The organism is Aeromonas rivipollensis, from assembly GCF_010974825.1.
In the GTDB taxonomy this organism is placed as follows: Bacteria; Pseudomonadota; Gammaproteobacteria; order Enterobacterales; family Aeromonadaceae; genus Aeromonas; species Aeromonas rivipollensis.
The window spans coordinates 22,793-41,981 of record NZ_JAAILA010000036.1; the positions used below are offsets into that span (position 1 = coordinate 22,793).

The 19,189-nt window shown below is 60.3% G+C and carries 20 protein-coding genes and 1 other RNA gene; 17 read left to right on the forward strand and 4 right to left on the reverse strand.

Annotated elements, in window-relative coordinates:
- Positions 1-130: 130 nt before the first annotated feature.
- The 8 genes from zapE to G4923_RS18985 all read left to right on the forward strand — a co-directional run bounded on the left by zapE (position 131) and on the right by G4923_RS18985 (position 6,311).
- Entirely contained in the window at positions 131-1,225 is a 1,095-nt protein-coding gene (zapE, locus tag G4923_RS18950; RefSeq protein WP_163137985.1) for a cell division protein ZapE, read from the forward strand.
- Between the two features lie 266 nt (positions 1,226-1,491).
- A complete protein-coding gene (gene rplM / locus G4923_RS18955; protein WP_033132308.1) occupies positions 1,492-1,920 on the forward strand; it encodes a 50S ribosomal protein L13 in 429 nt (142 codons plus the stop codon).
- Between the two features lie 14 nt (positions 1,921-1,934).
- On the forward strand, positions 1,935-2,327 hold the full coding sequence (gene rpsI, locus G4923_RS18960; protein WP_005891084.1) for a 30S ribosomal protein S9: 393 nt from the start codon (positions 1,935-1,937) through the stop codon (positions 2,325-2,327).
- Between the two features lie 300 nt (positions 2,328-2,627).
- On the forward strand, positions 2,628-3,218 hold the full coding sequence (gene petA, locus G4923_RS18965) for a ubiquinol-cytochrome c reductase iron-sulfur subunit (protein ID WP_025328515.1): 591 nt from the start codon (positions 2,628-2,630) through the stop codon (positions 3,216-3,218).
- Positions 3,219-3,220: 2 nt separating this feature from the next.
- Complete coding sequence (locus tag G4923_RS18970; RefSeq protein WP_005331374.1) at positions 3,221-4,438, forward strand: cytochrome b; 1,218 nt, start codon at positions 3,221-3,223, stop codon at positions 4,436-4,438.
- On the forward strand, positions 4,435-5,169 hold the full coding sequence (locus tag G4923_RS18975) for a cytochrome c1 (RefSeq protein ID WP_025328514.1): 735 nt from the start codon (positions 4,435-4,437) through the stop codon (positions 5,167-5,169). Before G4923_RS18970 ends, G4923_RS18975 begins: the two co-directional genes overlap by 4 nt.
- A gap of 87 nt (positions 5,170-5,256) precedes the next feature.
- A complete protein-coding gene (gene sspA / locus G4923_RS18980; RefSeq protein ID WP_025328513.1) occupies positions 5,257-5,886 on the forward strand; it encodes a stringent starvation protein SspA in 630 nt (209 codons plus the stop codon).
- A 17-nt stretch (positions 5,887-5,903) separates the two neighbouring features.
- On the forward strand, positions 5,904-6,311 hold the full coding sequence (locus tag G4923_RS18985; RefSeq protein ID WP_025328512.1) for a ClpXP protease specificity-enhancing factor: 408 nt from the start codon (positions 5,904-5,906) through the stop codon (positions 6,309-6,311).
- Positions 6,312-6,357: 46 nt separating this feature from the next.
- Here G4923_RS18985 and dolP read toward each other — a convergent pair whose 3' ends face one another.
- From dolP to G4923_RS19005, 4 genes are read right to left on the reverse strand one after another with little or no spacing between them, the layout of a single operon-like run.
- Positions 6,358-6,936, reverse strand: coding sequence for a division/outer membrane stress-associated lipid-binding lipoprotein (gene dolP, locus G4923_RS18990; protein ID WP_106885641.1), 579 nt, complete (start codon positions 6,934-6,936; stop codon positions 6,358-6,360).
- Positions 6,937-6,940: 4 nt separating this feature from the next.
- A complete protein-coding gene (locus G4923_RS18995; protein WP_005331389.1) occupies positions 6,941-7,531 on the reverse strand; it encodes a D-sedoheptulose-7-phosphate isomerase in 591 nt (196 codons plus the stop codon).
- A gap of 9 nt (positions 7,532-7,540) precedes the next feature.
- Entirely contained in the window at positions 7,541-7,936 is a 396-nt protein-coding gene (locus G4923_RS19000; protein WP_163137986.1) for a YraN family protein, read from the reverse strand.
- The gene (locus G4923_RS19005) at positions 7,854-9,644 is read right to left on the reverse strand and encodes a penicillin-binding protein activator (protein ID WP_239497109.1); all 1,791 of its coding nucleotides are present in this window, start codon (positions 9,642-9,644) and stop codon (positions 7,854-7,856) included. Before G4923_RS19005 ends, G4923_RS19000 begins: the two co-directional genes overlap by 83 nt.
- 199 nt (positions 9,645-9,843) lie before the next feature.
- Between G4923_RS19005 and rsmI the strand changes: the two genes are divergently transcribed.
- From rsmI to mraY, 9 genes are all read left to right on the forward strand, one after another.
- Positions 9,844-10,677 carry a 16S rRNA (cytidine(1402)-2'-O)-methyltransferase gene (gene rsmI, locus G4923_RS19010; RefSeq protein ID WP_139745541.1) on the forward strand — a complete coding sequence of 278 codons (834 nt, stop codon included), beginning with the start codon at positions 9,844-9,846 and terminating at the stop codon, positions 10,675-10,677.
- A gap of 188 nt (positions 10,678-10,865) precedes the next feature.
- Positions 10,866-11,252, forward strand: an RNA gene (gene rnpB, locus G4923_RS19015) — RNase P RNA component class A.
- Positions 11,253-11,692: 440 nt separating this feature from the next.
- Positions 11,693-12,151 carry a division/cell wall cluster transcriptional repressor MraZ gene (mraZ, locus tag G4923_RS19020; RefSeq protein WP_005332092.1) on the forward strand — a complete coding sequence of 153 codons (459 nt, stop codon included), beginning with the start codon at positions 11,693-11,695 and terminating at the stop codon, positions 12,149-12,151.
- The gene (rsmH, locus tag G4923_RS19025; protein ID WP_111911138.1) at positions 12,152-13,090 is read left to right on the forward strand and encodes a 16S rRNA (cytosine(1402)-N(4))-methyltransferase RsmH; all 939 of its coding nucleotides are present in this window, start codon (positions 12,152-12,154) and stop codon (positions 13,088-13,090) included. It begins immediately after the preceding gene.
- 3 nt (positions 13,091-13,093) lie between these two features.
- Positions 13,094-13,408, forward strand: coding sequence for a cell division protein FtsL (gene ftsL, locus G4923_RS19030; protein ID WP_025328463.1), 315 nt, complete (start codon positions 13,094-13,096; stop codon positions 13,406-13,408).
- Entirely contained in the window at positions 13,405-15,171 is a 1,767-nt protein-coding gene (locus G4923_RS19035) for a penicillin-binding transpeptidase domain-containing protein (protein WP_106885645.1), read from the forward strand. The genes ftsL and G4923_RS19035 overlap by 4 nt, the downstream gene beginning before the upstream one ends.
- Before the next feature lie 101 nt (positions 15,172-15,272).
- Positions 15,273-16,760: a UDP-N-acetylmuramoyl-L-alanyl-D-glutamate--2,6-diaminopimelate ligase gene (gene murE / locus G4923_RS19040; protein WP_408846687.1), complete on the forward strand. Its 1,488-nt coding sequence runs from the start codon at positions 15,273-15,275 to the stop codon at positions 16,758-16,760.
- The gene (murF, locus tag G4923_RS19045; RefSeq protein ID WP_163137988.1) at positions 16,757-18,112 is read left to right on the forward strand and encodes a UDP-N-acetylmuramoyl-tripeptide--D-alanyl-D-alanine ligase; all 1,356 of its coding nucleotides are present in this window, start codon (positions 16,757-16,759) and stop codon (positions 18,110-18,112) included. Before murE ends, murF begins: the two co-directional genes overlap by 4 nt.
- The gene (gene mraY, locus G4923_RS19050) at positions 18,106-19,188 is read left to right on the forward strand and encodes a phospho-N-acetylmuramoyl-pentapeptide-transferase (RefSeq protein WP_005332102.1); all 1,083 of its coding nucleotides are present in this window, start codon (positions 18,106-18,108) and stop codon (positions 19,186-19,188) included. Before murF ends, mraY begins: the two co-directional genes overlap by 7 nt.
- The last annotated feature ends 1 nt before the right edge of the window (position 19,189 follow it).

Sequence of the window (19,189 nt, forward strand, 5' to 3'; positions counted from 1 at the left end):
TTGTTACAGCTAAATCGATGAGTTTGAGGCGGCCGGATTGACCGCGATGCCTCGTTGGCACTATACCGTGCACCCCGAGAGCGTGATACCATTTTGTCCCTCATTCAGGGACTTGGAGGCGGTTTACAGGATGACCCCGCAGCAAAAATACCAGCAGGATTTGCAGCGTCCCGGCTTTTTGGCCGACCCGGCCCAGGCGATGGCCGTGACCCGCCTGGAGCGACTCTATCAGGATTTGTGCGCCAGCCCGACTCCGACCAGATCCCGTGGCCTGCTGGGCTGGCTGCAAAAGCCGAAAGCCCGCGAGCCCATCCTGGGTCTCTATATGTGGGGCGGAGTGGGCAGAGGCAAGACCTGGCTGATGGATACTTTTTTCGACAGCCTGCCGGGGGAGCGCAAACTGCGCGTCCACTTCCACCGTTTCATGCATCGGGTGCACGATGAACTCAAGGGGCTGACCGGTCAGGCCGATCCGCTCAAGCTCATCGCCAGCAAGCTGGCCGGCGAGACAGACATCATCTGCTTTGACGAGTTTTTCGTCTCCGACATCACGGATGCCATGCTGCTGGGCACCCTGTTCCAGGAGCTGTTTGGTCATGGCGTTGTGCTGGTGGCCACCTCCAACATCCCGCCCCGGGACCTTTATCGCAATGGGCTGCAGCGAGCCCGCTTCCTGCCTGCCATTGCCCTCATTGAGCGCCACTGCGAGGTTCTCAATGTGGATGGCGGCGTCGACTACCGGCTGCGCACCCTGGAGCAGGCGGAAATCTATCACTTCCCGCTGGATCAGCAGGCCAAGTCCAATCTGGACCGCTATTTTGGGCAACTGACCGGGCTGGGGCAGATCGCGGCCGCCACGCTGGAGATCAACCATCGTCAGCTAAGCGCGCTGGGCGTGGGGGAAGGGGTGCTTTATATGGAGTTCGAACAGCTCTGCTGTACTCCGCGATCCCAGGGGGACTACATAGAGCTGGCCCGGGAGTTTCACACCGTCCTGCTGGCCAACGTGCAGCCCATGGGCACAGGCACGGACGATGCGGCGCGCCGTTTCATCGCCATGGTGGACGAGTTCTATGAGCGACACGTCAAACTCATTCTGTCGGCGGCGGTGCCCATGGCTGCGCTCTACGGAGATGGCCTGCTGAATTTCGAATTCAAGCGCTGTCTTTCACGGCTCCAGGAAATGCAATCGCACGAATACCTTGCAAGAGTGCACCTTCCTTAGTCACAATACCGCGCCTGCCAGTCGGATGGGCATCTGCGGCAGGTAGGGCCGGGCGACATTTGCTAGCTTCATGGCAGTGAAATTAGCAGGTGATATTTAAGGCAACTTCACTTATAATCGCCCGGCCCACGTTACAGCTGTCGATAAGACAGCAACACTTTAAGCTTTACTTGTATTCGAAGGGGTACAGGTAGGCCATCGTTTGTTGTTTGTGGGAGAGCCCCCATAAGCAATTGGGTCTGTAACAGGTAATTGGGTTTAACTTAATGAAAACTTTCGTTGCCAAGCCAGAAACCGTAAAACGTGACTGGTACATTGTGGACGCAGAAGGTAAAACTCTGGGTCGTATCGCAACCGAGATCGCTGCTCGTCTGCGTGGTAAGCACAAAGCTGAATACACTCCGCACGTTGACACCGGTGATTACATCATCGTTGTAAACGCTGAGAAGGTACACGTAACCGGTAAGAAATTTACCGACAAAATGTACCATTCTCACTCCGGTTTCCCGGGTGGTATCAAGTCCATCAGCTTTGACAAGCTGATTCAGCGCAAGCCGGAAATGGTAATCGAAGCTGCCGTCAAGGGCATGCTGCCGAAGGGTCCGCTGGGCCGTGCCATGTTCCGTAAGCTGAAAGTTTACGCAGGCGCAGAGCACGCTCATGCTGCTCAGCAACCTCAAGTACTGGATATCTAACGGGAACTGGCAACATGGCAGAAAATCAATACTACGGTACCGGCCGTCGCAAAAGCTCCACTGCTCGCGTCTTTATCAAAGCGGGTAGCGGTAAAATCGTAATCAACCAGCGCTCCCTGGAGCAATACTTCGGCCGTCCGACTGCCCGCATGGTAGTTCGTCAGCCGCTGGAACTGGTTGAGATGACCGAGAAACTGGATCTGTACATCACCGTTAACGGTGGTGGCATCTCCGGTCAAGCTGGTGCGATCCGCCACGGTATCACTCGTGCTCTGATGCAGTACGACGAGACCCTGCGTGGCGAACTGCGTAAAGCTGGCTTTGTTACTCGCGATGCCCGTAAGGTTGAGCGTAAGAAAGTCGGTCTGCACAAAGCGCGTAAGCGTCCGCAGTACTCCAAGCGTTAATTCGCTTTTGGTACGCACTCTCACGAGTGTCAAAAAAGCCTGGCCATGTGCCAGGCTTTTTTTATTGGTAATATTACATACGCCAATGCTAACCATACGTCACAAAAGACAAAAATTTGTGTATTTATTGTTTTTGCCCATCGCTTCTCTTTCTTGTCAAATTGTTATCTTTTCTTTAAAATTTCCATGGTCTTTCTGTGTCAATTGCCACTCCGCTTCCGCCGCAGTTGTCAGAGGGAGAGGAGATAGGAAACGGGGACACTATAAGAATGAGCGGAGTCCACATGGGAGAGTTTTTGGATGAGCAATGCGCCAGTTGATACCGGTCGCCGCAGATTTCTTACCTGGTCAACGGTTGCCGTTGGCGGTGTAGGAGCTGCTTTTACCGCAGTGCCGTTTATAAAGTCATGGAATCCGAGTGCCAAAGCCAAAGCGGCCGGGGCACCGGTAGAGGTGGATATCAGCAAGTTGGAGCCGGGCCAGCTCATTCGCGTCGAGTGGCGCGGCAAGCCGGTCTGGGTGGTGAAGCGCACCAAGCAGACCCTGGATGCCCTGGCCACGCACGATGACAAGCTGCGCGATCCCGCCTCCGATGAGCCACAGCAGCCGGACTATGCCCACAACGGCTACAGATCCATCAAGCCGGAGATCTTCGTGGCGGTCGGTATCTGTACCCATCTGGGTTGCTCCCCCTCCTACCTGCCGGACAGCTTCGGCGAGCAGGTGCAAGGGGTGACTTCCGGCTTCTTCTGCCCATGCCATGGTTCCAAGTTCGACATGGCCGGTCGAGTGTTCCAGGGCGTGCCCGCACCGCTAAACCTGGTCATTCCGCCATACCAATTTCTTAGCGACACCACCATTCTGGTCGGTGCCGATGGCAAGGAGGCCTGACCATGTTTGCCAAACTCATGGGCTGGATTGACGATCGTTTCCCGCTCACGGCCATGTACAACGACCACATGGCCAAGTATCCGGCTCCCAAGAACCTGAACTTCTGGTACTTCTTCGGTTCTCTTGCCATGTTGGTGCTGGTCAACCAGATCATCACCGGCATCTGGCTCACCATGAACTACAACCCGTCGGCGGAGGGGGCCTTTGCCTCCGTGGAATACATAATGCGGGACGTGGACTACGGCTGGCTGCTGCGCTACATGCACTCCACCGGCGCCTCCGCCTTCTTCGTTGTGGTCTATCTGCACATGTTTCGCGGCATGATCTACGGCTCCTATCAGAAGCCGCGCGAGCTGCTGTGGATCTTCGGCATGCTGATCTTCCTGGTGTTGATGGCCGAAGCCTTCATGGGTTACCTGCTGCCCTGGGGACAGATGTCGTTCTGGGGCGCCCAGGTCATCATCTCGCTGTTTGGTGCCATTCCGGTCATAGGTGACGATCTGACCCTGTGGATCCGGGGGGACTACGTCATCTCGGGGGCTACCCTGAACCGCTTCTTCGCGCTGCACGTCATCGCGCTGCCGCTGGTGCTGGTGATGCTGGTGGCCATGCACATACTGGCGTTGCATGAGGTGGGCTCCAACAACCCGGACGGCATCGATATCAAGAAGCACAAGGATGAGAAAGGCTGGCCGCTGGATGCGGTGGCATTCCATCCCTACTTCACCGTCAAGGACATGATAGGTGTGGCGGGCTTCCTGTTCCTGTTCTGCGCCATCATCTTCTTCAAGCCGGATATGTGGGGCTACTTCCTCGAGAAACCGAACTTTGAAGTGGCGAACGGGCTGAAGACGCCGGCGCACATAGCCCCTGTCTGGTACTTCACTCCCTTCTACGCCATCTTGCGCGCAGTGCCGGACAAGCTGCTGGGGGTCATCATGATGGGGCTCTCCATAGTCGTGCTCTTCCTGCTGCCCTGGCTGGATCGCTGCAAGGTGCGTTCGGTACGCTACCGCAGCACCCTGCACAAGCTGAACATCGCCCAGTTCGTGGTCTGCTTCGTCATCCTGGGTGTGCTGGGCGTTCTGCCATCGACGCCTATGCTGACGCTGATCGCGCAGCTCTGCACTCTGGGTTATTTCGGGTTCTTCGTCCTGTTGTTCTTCTACAGCAAGAATGAGAGCACCAAGCCGCTGCCGGAGAGGGTGACATTCAAATGAAAAGAATAATTTTTGCAGTGCTGGCCCTGCTGCCCGGTCTGGTATTGGCCGCTGGCGGTGGCTTCCCCCTCGACAAGGCAGAGTACGACCTGAGTGACAAGGCATCCCTGCAACGGGGGGCTGCGACCTTCATGAACTACTGTGCCGGCTGTCACTCCACCCAATATCAGCGCTATAACCGGGTTGCCGCCGACATCGGCATTCCGGAAGAGCTGATGAGGGAAAACTTGGTCTTCACCGGTGCCAAGATTGGCGATCTGATGAAGAGCGCCATGTCCGAGAAGGATGCGGCGCGCTGGTTCGGGGCGCCGCCACCGGATCTGACCCTGGTGGCCAGGGTGCGGGGCGCCGACTGGATTTACACCTATCTGCGTTCTTTCTATGTGGATGAAACCCGGCCGTTCGGTGTGAACAATGCGGTCTTCCCGTCCGTGGGCATGCCCCACGTATTGGAGCCGTTGCAGGGGACTCCCCGTGCCGAGTTCGAGACGCACACCCTGGATGGAGTGGAGATGCAGCAAGTCGTCAGCATCAAATCTGACGGCAATGGTGAAATGAACAACGAAGAATATGATCAGACGGTACTGGATCTGGTAAACTTCTTGGTCTACTCGGCTGAGCCGGTGCAGCAGGAGCGCGAACGCATGGGCTTCTGGGTGCTAGGTTTCATCGCAATCTTCTTCATCTTCACTGTGCTGTTGAAGAAGGAATTCTGGCGCGACGTTCACTAAGCGACCAGATCGGAGTAATATGACGCACGGCAATGGAGATCAAGATGCTTCATTGCCGTTTCTGCTTTTTAATGACGGGAGGGTTCAATGGCTGTAGCTGCCAATAAGCGTTCGGTAATGACGCTGTTTTCCGGTGCCAACGATATGTTCAGCCATCAGGTGCGTATTGTCCTGGCGGAGAAGGGTGTTAGCGTGGATATCTGCCAGGTTGACCCGAGCAACCTGCCGGACGAGCTGGCCGAGCTGAACCCGTACAACACTGTACCGACTCTGGTGGATCGCGAGCTGGCGTTGTACACCTCGCGCATCATCATGGAATATCTGGACGAGCGCTTCCCGCACCCGCCCCTGATGCCTGTCTATCCAGTGGCTCGCGGCAACAGCCGTCTGATGATGCATCGCATTGAGCTGGACTGGTACTCGCTGGCCGACAAGATCATGGCGGGCACCGATACCGAAGCCGCCCGTGCCGAGCTGCGTGACAACCTGCTGGCCATAGCGCCGATCTTCGGTGAAATGCCCTACTTCATGAGCGAAGAGTTCGGTCTGGTTGACTGCTACATGGCTCCGCTGCTGTGGCGTCTGCCGAGCCTGGGCATCGACTTCACCGGTCGTGGTGCCAAAGAGCTGAAGGCTTACATGGTCCGCCTGTTCGAACGTGAATCCTTCCAGGCCTCCCTGACCGAGGCTGAACGCGAGATCCGTGCCAGCGTATGAGTAGTATGGAACCGACCATGACACCCAGTCGCCCCTATCTGTTGCGGGCGTTTTTTGACTGGTTGCTGGATAACGACTTGACCCCGCATCTGGTGGTCAATGCCAATATCCCCCATGTGATGGTGCCGATGCAGTTCGTGCAGGATGGGCAGATCGTCCTGAACATAGCGCCTCGGGCCGTGGGCCAGTTCCACATGGATAATGATGCCGTCAGCTTCAGCGCCCGCTTCGGCGGCGTGTCACAGCAGGTCTACATTCCCATGGCGGCCATATTGGCCATTCATGCCAGGGAAAACGGCGTGGGAACCCTGTTCCCGCCTGAGCCGGGCTACGATCTCTGGCTGGAGCAGGCCGAGGCGCCGGTAGAACCCGAGCCGGAGCCTCCGCGCCCGACGGGTCGTCCGACCCTGAAAGTCATCAAATAAAAAACGCAGCCAACTGGCTGCGTTTTTTTATCCCATCATTGCCCGCTTAGTTCTGGGCAAATTCGAAGGCCTTGATCACCTGCTTGACCCCGCTGACGTGGCGGGCGATCTCCACTGCCTGATCCCCTTCCTGACGGGTCACCAGGCCGATGAGAAACACCTCGCTGTTCTCGGTGACCACCTTGACCTTGGTGCTGTCGAAGTTCTTGGTGCCCAGCATGTCGGCCCGTACCTTGGAGGTGATCCAGGTATCGTTGCTGCGTACCCCTATGCTCACCGGCTTGCCGAGACGCAGTTCATTGTAGACATGACGAACCCCTTCGATCCGGCCCACAATCTTGCCCGCTTCCTGCTTGTAAGCGTCAGACGGTGTCTGACCGACCAGCAAGACACGGCCGTTGTTGCTGTAGACGCTGATCTTGCTGGAGGCACTCAGCGACTTGTTGTCGGCCAGCAGATTGGCCGCTTTCAGCTCTATGGTCTGATCGTCCCACTGGGCACCCAGGGTGCGGCGATCCCCGGTCGCCTTGGCGGTACCGGCTGCGCCACCCACTACCACGGCGGCACAGCCTTGCAGCAGCAGGGCGCCGGTCAGCAGGGCGAGTGCAAGAATAGGCTTCTTCATGGTTTCAATCTTCCTGTTGCGGGAAAAGTGTCTGGTCGATGAGATCACAGAGGCAGTGCAGGGTCAACAGATTCACTTCCAGAATGCGAGGACGGCGGGCGGATGGCACGCGGATCTCCACGTCATTGGGCCCGAGCAGGCCGGCTATCTCACCACCGTCGCCCCCACCGAGCACTATGATGGTCATGTCGCGGGAGAGTGCCGCCTCAGCGGCCTTGATCAGGCTGCGGCTGTTGCCCGTGGTGGTGAGCACCACCAGGATGTCGCCGGGTTGACCCAGAGCCCTGATCTGCTTGGCATAGACCTCTTCGAAGCCGTGGTCGGTGGCGATGGCGCTGATGGTGGCCATGTCGGGGGTCAGGGCAAGGCCGGGCAGGGAGGGGCGTGGCGTCTCGTAGCAGTTGACCAGCTCGGAGATGAACAGCTGTGCCAGGGCCGAGGAGGGGCCATTGCCGCATGCCATGACCTTGTGGCCATTGAGCAGGCAGATGGTCAGCATCTGGGCCGCGGTGTGGATGGCGTCCGGCAGCGCCTCGGCGGCGGCTATCTTGGTCTGGATGCTTTCGGTGTAATTCTCTTTGATGGGATCAGTCATGGGGTCCTCTTAAAAAGCGTTCTGGATCCAGTCTGGCTGGTCGCCCTCGAACGCGATCACATCGAATCGGCAGGCCTGGCTGGCCTCGTTGATGGCATGTTGCTTGAAATAGTGGCGCGCGGCCAGCACGATCTTGTGCTGTTTGCGCCGGGTGACCGAGCTGGCGGCTCCGCCATGGCTGGCCCGAGCGCGATATCTGACCTCGACAAACACCAGGGTATCCCCCTGGCGCATGACAAGATCTATTTCACCACCACGGCAGCGGTAGTTGCGGGTCACGGGTTGCAGGCCGCGGGCCTGCAACCAGCGTTCCGCTACTTGCTCAAAGTGCTGTCCCTTGTTCGTCGCTGCCGACGGCAACAGGTTCAACCACTGCTGGTGCAGTTGTGCCAGTAGCCTCTTCATGGGTGGTGTCCTCCAGCTGGGGCACGGCGCTGTCGCTGACCAGCTTGCCGTTCTGGTAGGTGGCCCAGTCCAGCATGCGCACTATGTTGCCCTGGGGATCCACGCTCAGCTGCCCGCTCATGCCCGGTTGCTGCATGGCATTGAGCTTGCGCATCTGCGGCAGGTTGCCGGCCAGGCTGACCGCATCGTAGCCGAGGGCAAACAGGCGCAGCAGGTCACCTTGGGTCTGTGGCCAGAGCAGGGCGATCTGTTCCCGTTGCTGCTCATAGCCTCCCAACAGCAGCGGCATGTCGGAGATGTGCATGCCGTTGAGTTCGGAAGCCACCTCGGTTGCCCCGCTGTCATAGCCTCGCGAGCTGCTGTAGATGGGCAGGCTGCCCATGGGATTGACCGAGATGTCCACATAGGGCTTGATCATCCGGGTCTCCAGGCTGTTGGCCACCACATAGACGGCATCTATGCTGCGCGGCGCGGCATCAGAGAGCTGCACTATCTCCCCGGCCCGAGCGGTGGAACGACCGCTCAGGGCATTTTTGACCATGCCTTGTACCTCGTTGCGCGCCCCGAAGGTGGCGACCACGGGTTTCTCCTGGCTGACGCCGGCCCAGGCCTGCTCGAATGCCTTGATGCTGCTGTAGCCAATCCGGCCTTGCGCCGCGATCAGCAGCGGCTTGCGGTAACCCTGACCATAGAGGTACTGGGCGGCCTGGCTCGCATCGGCGGCGGCGGAGAGGGAGAAGTAGAAGGTGTTGTCGTTGATGACTGGCTTGTCCAGCTCGTTGAGCGCCAGCACCGGCACGGCCGGGTTGGCCTTGAGCAGCTCCTCGACCTGGTCTTTCAGCAACGGGCCTATGATCATGTTGGCCCCCTCCTGGATCGCCTGCTTGTAGAGATCCCCCATCGCCTTGCCCTGAGTGTCATAGAAGTTCAGGGTGAATTGCCCCTGATTCTCCTTGTAGGACATCAGCATGCCGTTGCGGATGGCGGCGCCCTGCGCCTCCAGGTTGCCGGAGAGGGGCAGGAAGACGGCGACCTGCTGCAGTGCACCTGTATCCGTGGTGGCGAGATCCCCGAGGCCAGCCGGCATGTCAGTCTGGGCCGGGTGGTTCGGGAAGCTCTGCTTCCAGCCTGCGAGCTGGCGCGCGAGTTGACTTGGCTGGGCGCCAAACTCGTTCACCAGTGCCGCCAGTCGCAGCCAGCCGGTGGTCACGTCGGGGGCCGGCGCCTCTTCCAGCGCCTGCAGGGTGGAGGGGGTCATGCTTTTCAGCAGTGACCAGATCTGCTGGTGGTTGGTGGCCAGCTCATTCTTGGCCAGGTAAGGCTCCAGCAGGATCAGCGACTTGGCCGCACCAAACTTGTTGTTGATGTCCAGTTGCAGCACCACTCGCTGGCGATACCAATCCTTCTGGGTATCGGCATCGAGGGCCACTTCCGGTTTGCCTTCCAGCAGGATCAGCGCCTGGTTGGCATTACCCTGGGCCAGCAAGAGGTGCGCCTGCAGAAGTTGCAGTTGTGCCTGCTGCACCGGATTGCCGGCCTGCTTCTGCAACTGTTGATACAGGGCGGCGGCCGGTTTGGCCTGGCCGAGCGCCAGATAACTGCGCGCCGCCATCACCTGCCAGGTGAAGGCCTCAGCCGGTTTGGCGGGATCCACCTGCTCCAGATACCACTGAGCATTCTTGGTCAGATCCGAGAACGCCGACGGCATGCCGGGCTCTGCGGAAGATGAGTTGGGCTCCGACGCACAGGCGGCGAGCAGTACTGCCGCGAGTATGATGCCGAAGAGTCGTGATACACTTAGCTGCTTTGTAACCCGGTTCAAGTTCATTCCCCGACCAGTGTTGAAGTTCTCCATAGTGTAAACGGGCCAATATGGCGACACAATTGTCGGGACACTCGGAGATCCCATGAGTGACACCCCAACCCTGTATATAGTCCCCACTCCCATCGGTAATCTGGCGGATATCACCCAGCGTGCATTGGATATTTTACGCAGCGTCGATCTGGTGGCCGCCGAAGATACCCGGCACTCCGGCATCCTGCTCAGCCACTACCAAATATCGGTGCCGACCTTCGCCCTGCACGATCACAACGAGCAGCAGAAGGCGGATGTGCTGATCGGCCGGATCAAGGAGGGCAAGAGCGTCGCCCTGGTCTCGGATGCAGGGACGCCGCTCATCAGCGACCCCGGCTATCACCTGGTCACCCGCTGTCGCGAGGCCGGGGTCAAGGTGGTGCCGCTGCCGGGCCCTTGCGCCGCCATCACTGCACTCTCTGCCGCCGGTCTGCCCACAGATCGCTTCGCCTTCGAAGGATTTCTGCCGGCGAAAGCCAAGGGGCGCGACGACAGGCTGCAGGCCGTCATCGAAGACACCCGCTCCCTGGTGTTCTACGAGTCGCCGCGCCGGGTGCAGGATACGGTGGAAGCCATCGCTCGCATTCTCGGTGAACGCCAGGTGGTGGTGTGCCGCGAGCTGACCAAGACTTTCGAATCCATCCACGGTCTGCCTGCCTCCGAGATGCTGACCTGGCTTGGTGAGGACGATAATCGCTGCCGTGGCGAAATTGTGCTGGTGGTCGCCGGTGCCAGCAAGGTGGATGAAGAGCTGCCTGCGGAGGCTATCCGCACCCTGGGGCTGCTGGTGGCGGAGCTGCCGCTGAAAAAAGCGGCTGCTCTCACCGCCGAGATCCACGGTGTGAAAAAGAATGCCCTCTACAAATATGGTCTCGAGCACCACTGAGCCGTGCAAGCAGGTTAAATGAGCACCGCCAAGGCGTAAAAATAGGCAAAATGAGAGCGTTCTGACTGGTGCAAGCCAGGGGGCCCGCAAGAGTGGGCCCGGCCGGCGGGGGTTGGCGCACTATTAATTGCTGCAAACGGGAATTGCCGGTTTACCCCACTGTGTCACGAGGCTATAATCCGCGCCTCGGAGTCGGCTGGGCAATCGCTGCTTCGTCGTTGTGTCCCTCGGGACAGACGGGCGGAGGGGAGGAAAGTCCGGGCTTCATAGGGCAGGGTGCCAGGTAACGCCTGGGAGGCGCGAGCCTACGACCAGTGCAACAGAGAGCAAACCGCCGATGGCCCGCAAGGGATCAGGTAAGGGTGAAAGGGTGCGGTAAGAGCGCACCGCGCGACTGGCAACAGTTCGTGGCACGGTAAACTCCACCCGAAGCAAGACCAAATAGGCCCCTATTGGCGCGGCCCGCGTTGGGGGCGGGTAGGTTGCTTGAGCCAGTGAGCGATTGCTGGCCTAGAGGAATGATTGCTACCCGGGGCAACCCGGTACAGAACCCGGCTTACAGGCCGACTCCGACCTATTCCTGAAGAGCCTTGCGATTTATCGCGAGGCTCTTTTTTATAGCGGTAGAAATAGTAAAAAATTGAACGGCGATACTGGCTGACATGAGGGGCTTATAAAAATACCTTATAAATCAAGTTGTTGTTTTTTTGTTTGCATACTTTTGTCATACACTAGTGTGTAAAAAGAGGGGAGACTCCAGCATGATTTACTTCTTTCACATTGTTCATTTTAAAAATGTTCGCAATTAATCCTATGGCTGTTAACACAAATAACTTGTGGAAAATCAACTCAGTTAATCTGTAGCCTCCCCGCGCAGCGTCAATATGTTCCCCATGCCCGAGATCCTTGCTTGAAAAGCCCCCTGCTCGTCCTTAAACTTCATGGTGGAGAAAAGTGGATCAAAGTGGTTTTATTGGGCAATTTGCCTCCATAACTCACCTTCGGGGACTGCAATTTGTTGCGTGGCGCTCACGCCATCAGCCTGGACAGCAAAGGGCGACTGGCGATTCCGACCAAATATCGAGATTGGCTGCGCTCCGAGCGCGACGGCCAGCTGGTCTGCACCATCGACATAGCCCATCCCTGTCTGCTGCTTTACCCCCTGAGTGAATGGGAAGAGATAGAGCGCAAGCTCAAGACCCTTTCCAGTACCAATCCGGCGGAACGCCGCCTGCAGCGCATGCTGCTCGGACATGCAACCGAGTGCGAACTGGACGGCAATGGCCGTCTGCTGCTGAGCCAGCCACTGCGTAGCCACGCCGGGCTGGACAAGAAGATCATGCTGGTGGGCCAGCTCAACAAGTTTGAGTTGTGGGATGAAGCCCGCTGGCAACAACAGATCAATGACGACATCCTGGGCCTGCCCGAGGACGACTGGGCAAGTTCACCACGACTACAGGATTTTTCTTTATAAATGACCCAAGCCGCTGAACACATCACAGTGCTGTTGCACGAAGCCGTCGAAGGGCTGGCCATCAAGCCGGACGGTATCTACGTCGACGGTACCTTTGGCCGGGGTGGTCACTCTCGTCTCATTCTCCAGCATCTCGGTCCGCAGGGGCGACTGATCGCCATAGACAGGGATCCCCAGGCCATTGCCGAGGCGGCCAAGATCCAGGATCCCCGCTTCGAGATAGTGCACGGTCCCTTCTCCGGCATCACCACTTACCTGAGCGATCGCGGCCTGCTCGGCAAAGTCGACGGCTTCCTGCTGGATCTGGGGGTCTCTTCTCCACAGCTCGACGACGCCGAGCGTGGCTTCAGCTTCATGAAGGACGGCCCCCTCGACATGCGGATGGACCCGACCACGGGCCAGAGCGCTGCGCAGTGGCTGGCCAAGGCCGATGTGGATGACATCGCCTGGGTGCTGAAGACCTTCGGCGAGGAGCGTTTTGCCAAGAAGATTGCTCGCGCCATCGTCCATGACCGCGTCACCGAACCCTATGTGCGCACCCGTCAGTTGGCGGAGATGATTGCCCGGGTCAACCCGAGCAAGGAGAAGGGCAAGCATGCGGCAACCCGCAGCTTCCAGGCCATCCGCATCTATATCAACAGCGAGCTGGACGAGATCGAAACCGCGCTGAACGGTGCCCTGCAGGCGCTGGCGCCCGAGGGTCGCCTCTCCGTCATCAGCTTCCACTCTCTGGAAGACCGTCTGGTCAAGCACTTCATCCGCAAGCACGAGAAGGGGCCGGAAGTGCCCCATGGCATCCCGTTGACCGAGGCGCAACTGGCCGGTGGCCGCAAGTTGAAGTCGGTCGGCAAGGCGCTCAAACCTTCCGAACATGAAGTCACCGAAAACACCCGATCCCGCAGCTCTGTGCTGCGAGTCGCCCAGCGTCTGGCGGATTGAGTCATGAGCGAGGTACGCATTCATCTGTCCAGGGAGATCATCGGTGATCTCTGGCGCCACAAGCTGCAGGTCGTGCTGACCCTGGCCGTGCTGATCACCGCCTTTGCGGTGATCCTGGTGACCAACATGACCCGGGGGCTGACGGCCAAGCAGAATGACCTGATGGCGGAAGAGGACAGGCTCAACATCGAGTGGCGGCACCTGCTGCTGGAGCAGGGCACCCTGGCCGAACACTCCCGTGTCGCGAGTCTGGCCATGGATAAATTGCAGATGGCTCGCCCGCTGGTGACCACCGAGAAGGTAATTACACAACCATGACACGCAAGGCCGCCACCAAGGCTCCGGCAAAGGACAAAGCCAAGGCTAAAGCTCCGTCACTCTACCCGTGGCGCTTTCGCACCCTGGTGTTTTTCATCGGGATTGCGTTTGCCGGCCTGATCCTGCGGCTGGCCTGGATCCAGGTGATAGATCCGGACAGGCTGCGCCAGGAGGGGGACATGCGCTCCCTGCGTACCACCTCCACCCAGGCGGTGCGCGGCATGATCACCGATCGCAACGGCGAGCAGCTGGCGGTCTCTGTGCCGGTCGAGGCAGTCTGGGCCGATCCCAAGACGGTGCACGAGTCCGGCGCCATCCACAACGAGCGCGCCTGGCTGGCGCTCTCCGCCGTGCTCAAGCTCGACATCAACACCCTCAAGCACCGCATCTCCAACCCCAGCAAGCGCTTCGTCTATCTGCAGCGTCAGGTCACGCCTGCCGTGGCGGAATACATCAAGGGCTTGAAGCTGGGGGGCATCTACCTGCGCCCCGAGGCGCGCCGTTTCTACCCGACCGGCGAGATCAGCGCCCACCTGGTGGGGGTGACCAACATAGACGGCAGCGGCATCGAGGGGATAGAGCGCAGCTACAACGAATGGCTGACCGCGACCCCGGGCGAGATGCGGGTGCGCAAGGACAGGCAGGGCAGGGTCATCGAGCGGCTCGGACTGGTCAAGGAGGGCAAGCACGCCAACGATCTGCAACTGAGCATAGATCAACGGGTACAGGCGCTGGCCTACCGTGCCCTCAAGCGCGCCACCGACGAGAACAAGGCGACCTCCGGCTCCATGGTGATGCTGGATGTGAAGACCGGCGAAGTGCTCGCCATGGTCAATACCCCCTCCTACAACCCGAACAACCGGGGCCAGTACCAGAGCTTCCGGGTGCGCAACCGGGTGGTGACCGACACCTACGAGCCGGGTTCGACCGTCAAGCCGCTGATCCTGTTGAGCGCCCTGCAGGCGGGCGTCACCAGCTGGAAGGACACCATACCCGGTGGTCCCCTGTTCATCGGGGCCAAGCAGATCCGCGACGTGAGCATTCACAAGGCGACCAACCTGTACGACATACTGCGCTACTCCTCCAACATCGGCATGTCGCGTATCGCGCTTCGGATGCCGGCCCAGGAGATGATCAACACCCTCAGCATGGTCGGCTTCGGCATGGATACCGGCAGTGGCCTGATGGGAGAGAGCGGCGGTATGCTGCCCCAGCGCCGCCGCTGGTCCGATATCGAGCGGGCAACCCTCTCGTTTGGCTATGGCCTGCGGGTCACCCCGCTGCAGCTGGCCTCCGCCTACGCGACCCTGGCCAACAAGGGCAAGCGGGTGCCGCTCTCCATCATCAAGGTGACCACGCCGCCCAAGGGTGAGCAGGTCATCGATCACAACAACGCCACCGCCATGCTGCAGGCGCTGGAGTACGTGGTCAGCAATGCCATTCCCAAGGCGCAGATCCCGGGTTATCGGGTCGGCGGCAAGAGTGGGACCGCCAAGGTCGCCGTCGCCGGTGGCTACGGCAAGGATTACATGGCCTGGTTTGCCGGTTTCGCCCCGGCCAGCAACCCCCGCTTCGTCATGGTGGTGGTGATCAACGAGCCCAAGGGCGATGCCTATTACGGCGGTGCCGTGGCGACCCCGCCCTTCGCCGAGGCCATGGGGGGCGTGCTGCAGCTCTTCAACATTCGTCCCGACGCCATCCCCCCCGAGGTGCCGGCGAAGCTTGCCCGTACGGAGGCCGCCCATGGCGCACCTCGTACCTGATTGGCATCCGTTTCTCTCTGTCGACCCCGCGATTGTCGGGGTGTTTTCCATGGCGCCGCATTCCCTGAGCGCCTGCATTCCTGCCCATTCGGAGGCTTCCCATGTTGCCGCCCCGCGCACTTGATCAACTCATGAGCCATTTTGGCATCCATGCTCCGGCGCTCGCGCTCACCGACATCCAGCTCGACAGCCGGCGAGTCGGGCCCGGTTCTCTCTTCGTGGCAATCCGGGGCCACCAGATGGATGGCAGGCGTTTCATCGAACAGGCGGTGGCTCAGGGAGCGACCGCCGTCCTGTTTGAGGAGGATGGGGAATTCGTGGCCCCCGCCACCTCGATCCCCTGTTTCGGGCTCAAGGATCTGCCCGCTCGCCTCTCCGAACTGGCCGGCCATTTCTATGACTATCCGGCGCAGAAGTTGCAACTGGTGGGCATCACCGGCACCAACGGCAAGAGCACCACTGCCCTGCTGGTCGCCAACTGGCGCACCCTGCTGGGAGGCAAGGCCGGGGTGATGGGCACCATAGGCAACGGCCTGTTCGGTGAACTGGTGGAAGCGGAAAACACCACAGGCAGCGCCGTGCAGGTGCAGGCCAATCTTGCCGCCCTGCAACAGCAGGGGGCCGATCTGGTGGCGATGGAGGTCTCCAGCCACGGTCTGGTGCAGCACAGGGTGGCGGCCCTGCCGTTTTCCGCGGCCGTGTTCACCAACCTGAGCCGGGATCACCTGGATTATCACGGCACCATGGAGGCCTATGGCGCCGCCAAGGAAGAGCTGCTGAAACTGGTGGACGAGCCCTGCGCCGTCATCAATGCCGACGACCGTCTGGGGCGCCAGTGGCTGGCAGCCTACCCCGGCGCGGTGGCCTTCAGTGTGCATGGCCCGATTGAAAACCATGTCGGGCGACAGTTGACGGCGCAGGATCCCCATTTCCACCAACAAGGATTTGACACGTGCATTAACTCCAGCTGGGGGAATGGTGTATTATCCGCCCCCTTGCTCGGCCGCTTCAACGTCAGCAATGTGCTGGCCGCCATGGGCGCCATGCTGGTACTGGGTTATGACTTCGATGCACTGCTGGCCAGCGCCCCGAAACTGCAACCCGTGACCGGTCGCATGGAGTGCTTCGGTGGTGGCAAGGCGCCGCTGGCGGTGGTCGATTATGCCCATACCCCGGATGCGCTGGAGAAGGCATTGCAGGCCCTGCGGGTGCACTGCGAAGGCCGGCTCTGGTGCCTGGTGGGCTGTGGTGGCGACCGGGATCGCGGCAAGCGGCCCATGATGGCCGCCATGGCGGAGCAACATGCGGATCGCGTGATCCTGACCGACGACAATCCCCGTACCGAGGCGCCGGAACAAATCATGGCGGACATGGTGGCGGGCCTTCGCGATCCTGCTGCCGTGCAGATCGAGCACGACAGGGTCAAGGCGATCCGGCTGGCCCTCAGTCAGGCGAGCAAGCAGGACATCATCCTGGTGGCCGGAAAGGGTCACGAGGATTATCAGATCATTGGAACCGACAAGCGGCACTACAGCGACCGGGAAACCGTCGCGGCCGCCTTGCACACATTAATGGAGTCATTCAGATGATGACCCTCAGGCTTGCCGACCTGGCGCAGGTGCTCGATGCCCGTCTGATCGGCGGCGATCTCGAGATCACGGCAGTCAGTACCGACACCCGCACCCTGGGCAAGGGGGCGCTGTTCGTCGCCCTGCGTGGCGAGCGTTTCGACGCCCACGATTTCTGCGACCAGGCCCTGGCCGCCGGGGCCTCTGCCCTGCTGGTGGAGCGCGAGCTGCCCCTGGCCATACCGCAACTGGTGGTGGCCGATACCCTCAAGGGACTGGGTCGCCTCGGCAAGCTGGTGCGCGAGCGCATCAACCCGAAAGTGCTGGCCATCACCGGCAGCTGTGGCAAGACCACGGTGAAGGAGATGGCAACCGCCATCCTGCGCGGTGAGGGGGAGGTGCTGGCCACCGCCGGCAACTTCAACAATGAAGTGGGGGTGCCGCTCACCCTGCTGCGCCTCGAGCCGCAGCACCAGTTTGCGGTGATGGAACTGGGTGCCAACCACCCGGGGGAGATCGCCTGGACCACCTCCCTGGCCCGGCCCGATGCCGCCCTCATCAACAACGTGGCCGCCGCCCATCTGGAAGGCTTCGGCTCCCTGGAAGGGGTGTTCCACGCCAAGAGCGAGATTTTCCAGGGCCTGGGCGAGGGTGGCACCGCCATCGTCAATGCCGACAACGAGTTCTGGCCGAAGTGGCGCGAAAGCGGCATTCAGTGCGCCTTCTCCCTCGAAGATCAGAGTCAGCCCTTCCATGCCCGTGACATAGCGCTCAACGGGCAGGGCTGCGCCGAATTCGTGATGGTTACCCCGCAGGGGGAGTTGAACCTGACCCTGGCCATTCCGGGCCGCCACAATGTGGCCAATGCCCTGGCTGCCGCCGCCGGCTGCCTGGCGCTGGGCGCCTCCCTCGCTTCCGTCAAGGCGGGGCTGGAGCAGATGTCGCCGGTCAAGGGCCGCTTCTGCGTGCAACGCTGGGGTGGTCTCACCCTGGTGGATGACACCTACAACGCCAGCGTGGAGTCCGTGCTGGCGGGCATCGATGCCCTGACCGCCATGGGCGGCTACAAGGTGCTGGTGTTCGGTGACATGAAGGAGTTGGGTGAGGAGTCCGCGGCCCAGCACGCCCGGGTCGGACACCACGCCCGCGAGCAGGGCCTCGACGCCGTGCTGACGGTAGGGGAACAGAGTCGTCACACCGCAGATGCCGCGGCGGGTCGACATTTCGATAACAAGGCGTCGTTGTTTGAAGTGCTTGCGCAAATGATAAATACACATCAAGAAATCTCGATCCTGGTCAAGGGTGCCCGCGGTTCCCGCATGGAAGATATCGTCAAGATGGTCGTTGACCGTCAGGAGTCAGCCACATGCTAGTCTGGCTGGCGGAACTGCTCACCCCGCACTTCACCTTCTTCAACGTCTTCTCCTACCTGACGTTTCGCGCCATCCTGTCGATCATCACGGGTCTGGTGGTGGCACTCTGGATGGGGCCGCGTCTCATCCGTCGCCTGCAGATCCTGAAATTCGGTCAGGTGATCCGCAACGACGGCCCAGAGTCTCACCTCAGCAAGAAGGGCACCCCGACCATGGGGGGCCTGATGATCATTGCGGCCATCTTCATCTCCGTGCTGCTCTGGAGCCGCCTCGACAACCCCTATGTCTGGCTGGTGCTGTTCGTGCTCGGTGCCTACGGCGCCATCGGCTTTGCCGACGACTACCTCAAGGTGGTGCGCAAGAATACCGACGGCCTGATCGCCCGCTGGAAGTACTTCTGGCAGTCGGCGGTCGCCCTGGCCGTGGCGGTATTCCTCTATGCCACCGCGACCCATGACGGCCAGACCCAGCTGGTGGTGCCCTTCCTCAAGGATGTGATGCCGCAGCTCGGCCTGATGTTCATAGTGCTGACCTACTTCGTCATCGTCGGTACCTCCAACGCGGTCAACCTGACCGACGGTCTGGATGGCCTTGCCATCATGCCGACCGTGATGGTGGCGGGGGGCTTCGCATTTGTCGCCTGGGCCACCGGCAACGTGAACTTCGCGAACTACCTGCACATTCCCTACGTGCCCTACACCTCCGAGCTGGTGATCGTCTGTACCGCCATCGTCGGTGCGGGTCTTGGTTTCCTCTGGTTCAACACCTATCCGGCCCAGGTCTTTATGGGGGACGTCGGTTCCCTGGCCCTCGGCGGTGCGCTCGGCACCATAGCCGTGCTGGTGCGTCAGGAGTTCCTGCTTGTAATCATGGGGGGGGTCTTCGTGATGGAGACAGTCTCGGTGATCCTGCAGGTGGGTTCCTACAAGCTGCGCGGCGTGCGCATCTTCCGCATGGCACCCATCCATCACCACTATGAGAAGAAGGGCTGGCCGGAGCCGCGCGTCATAGTGCGCTTCTGGATCATCACCCTCATGCTGGTGCTGCTCGGCCTCGCCACCCTGAAGGTGAGGTAAG